Source organism: Rhodococcus sp. ARP2, from assembly GCF_001029585.1.
GTDB lineage: Bacteria > Actinomycetota > Actinomycetes > Mycobacteriales > Mycobacteriaceae > Rhodococcus_F > Rhodococcus_F erythropolis.
Window position 1 is genome coordinate 1 of record NZ_LEKE01000035.1, and the last position, 1,691, is coordinate 1,691.

Here is a 1,691-nt window from a genome sequence, read left to right on the forward strand (position 1 = left end):
ACCAGCCAGCGGGTGCGACCGTCCTGCACGGCGCGCATCATCGCCCACACTGCTGCGATCATCAGGAGCACCAGCAGGGCATCCGGGTTGTTGAACCGGAACATCAGCGCCGCTACGGGTGTGAGCGCAAGTACCAAGCCGGCGAGGAGGCCGGCGGCCGCACCGAAATACCGTCGAACCGTTCCCCACAACAGCGCAACCGATCCGACCCCGAGGAGTGCCTGCGGCACCAACATCGCCCAGGAATTGAGTCCGAAGATGCGAACCGACAGCGACATCAACCACAGGGACATCGGTGGCTTGTCGACGGTGATCGAGTTGGCAGCATCCGACGAACCGAAGAAGAAGGCCTTCCACGACACCGAACCTGCTTGGACCGCAGCAGCATAGAAGGAGTTGGCCCATCCGGACGCGCCCAGGCCCCAGATGTAGGCCACTCCGGTGCCCACCAACAACACTCCGAGCGCCCACGGTTCCCAGCGCACCTGACGCTGCGGTTCCGGCGCAGGCAGCGGCGCGGCGAGTGTCTCTGCAGTGGCGGTCATCGATTGGCTCCTACGGATTGTGCAGTGCGAAAAACCCAGCGCAGCGCGATGAATCGGCTCACTGTGGCAACAAGATTGGCAATGACGAGTACGGCAAGCTCCACGTGCTTGGACGCGTCGGGCGCCATGACGTCGAGAACGAACAACGATCCGCTGGTGAGCAGTAGACCGAACCCGAACACGAGCAGCCCCTGCATCTGGTGACGGGCGGATCCTTCCGACCCGCGGATCCCGAAGGTGAAGGCTCGATTGGCGGCGGTGTTGAACACTGCCGTCACCAGCAATGAGACGGCATTGGCCCACTGCGCCCCCATCACCGAGTGCAGTGCGAGGTAGAGCAGCGCGTACGCGAGTGTCGAAATGACTCCCACCACGGCAAAGCGCGAGAGCTGCCCGACCATTCCTCGCGGAACTCCGGGAACCAGTGGTTCACGTCCGAAACTCGCCCTGAGCTCGGCCAAGGGAAGGGAACCGGTCGACAGTGCTCGCCCGACGCGGACCACACCTTTGAGGTCGGCAACTGCGGTGGCAATGATGTCCACCCGACTGTCCGGATCGTCCACCCAGTCGACGGGGACCTCGTGAATCCGCATGCCCGCTCGCTCGGCCAGCACAAGCAATTCGGTGTCGAAGAACCACCCGGTGTCCTCCACCAGCGGAAGTAGTTGCCGCGCAACATCGACTCGCATGGCTTTGAACCCGCACTGGGCGTCGGAGAAGCGAGCATGCAGTGCGCTTCGGAGGATGAGGTTGTAGCTACGTGAGATGAACTCACGCTTGGGGCCACGTACCACGCGCGACGAACGTGCCAACCGGGAACCGATGGCGATGTCCGAGTGGCCGGAGAGCAGCGGAGCAATCAACGGCATCAGGGCATTGAGATCGGTGGAGAGGTCGACGTCCATGTACGCGACCACGTCGGCATCGGAGTCGCTCCACACCTGCCGCAGTGCTCGACCACGGCCCTTCGCATCCAGGTGGACGACCCGGACGTCGTCGAATTCTTCGGCGAGGGAACGCGCGAGCGCCAACGTGCCGTCGACACTGGCGTTGTCCGCGATGGTAATTCGTGCAGAGAATGGCACCTGTGTGCGTAAATGCCGGCGCAGGCGCCGCACGCACGTCTCCAGGCCTGCCTCTTCGTTG

At 63.6% G+C, this 1,691-nt stretch carries 2 protein-coding genes; both read right to left on the reverse strand.

Annotated elements, in window-relative coordinates:
• The coding region (locus tag ABX74_RS08560; RefSeq protein ID WP_047888642.1) for a glycosyltransferase family 39 protein at positions 1–545 on the reverse strand (545 nt) is incomplete at its 3' end.
• The coding region (locus ABX74_RS08565; protein WP_047888643.1) for a dolichyl-phosphate beta-glucosyltransferase at positions 542–1,691 on the reverse strand (1,150 nt) is incomplete at its 5' end. The genes ABX74_RS08560 and ABX74_RS08565, both read right to left, overlap by 4 nt.